Genomic DNA, 662 nt, shown 5'->3' on the forward strand with positions numbered 1-662 from the left:
GAATATCCACTTGTTTTACATGCTCATAAAAAGCATATAATGTTTCTTTGGTCTGGAGGATTTCCTCTGGACCATTCTCTTTTGCTTGAGTAAACCATAGTTGAAAGGCTTCCTTCAATTCATAGGCCTGCTTTAATTCTTCAGACATAGAGAGATAACGATCTAAATACCAACGGTCTTCCTCTGTTAATTTCTTGGAATTCCGGTGGAATACGTACCGCATTTTCTTACACTTTTTTCGGTCATAATCATTCCAAGTAGATTGGATTCTTCTCCGTACACCATCTAATGCCCAGTAAATATAACGAACAAAATGAAAACGATCTGCCACAATGACAGGCTTACCAAGAGCACTTGTAACTGCAGCTTTAAAAGATGGACTCATGTCCATGATGACAATTTCTACATTTGCTCCATGTTGTTGAAGATAGTGCTTTATCGTTTTTTTATAGCGATTTGGTAAAATATCAATTGGCTCTTTGGTTTCTCCATTAGCGATAATGAGTTGATATTTCCCTTCACGTGTATCGCCTTTATATTCATCAATGGCAATCACTTTTGGAAGTTCTTTTACTTTCTGAATTTCACTCAATGATAGACGATCAAAACGTCGGACAATCGTGGATGGTGAAGTACCATAAATAGTCGCTGTTTCTGAAAAT

The 662-nt window shown here is 36.9% G+C and carries 1 protein-coding gene; it reads right to left on the reverse strand.

Annotation, left to right across the window (positions count from 1 at the left end):
- The coding region (locus tag LDK52_RS19920; RefSeq protein WP_277587625.1) for a transposase at positions 1-662 on the reverse strand (662 nt) is incomplete at both ends.

It is taken from the genome of Psychrobacillus antarcticus (assembly GCF_029533155.1).
Lineage (GTDB): Bacteria > Bacillota > Bacilli > Bacillales_A > Planococcaceae > Psychrobacillus > Psychrobacillus antarcticus.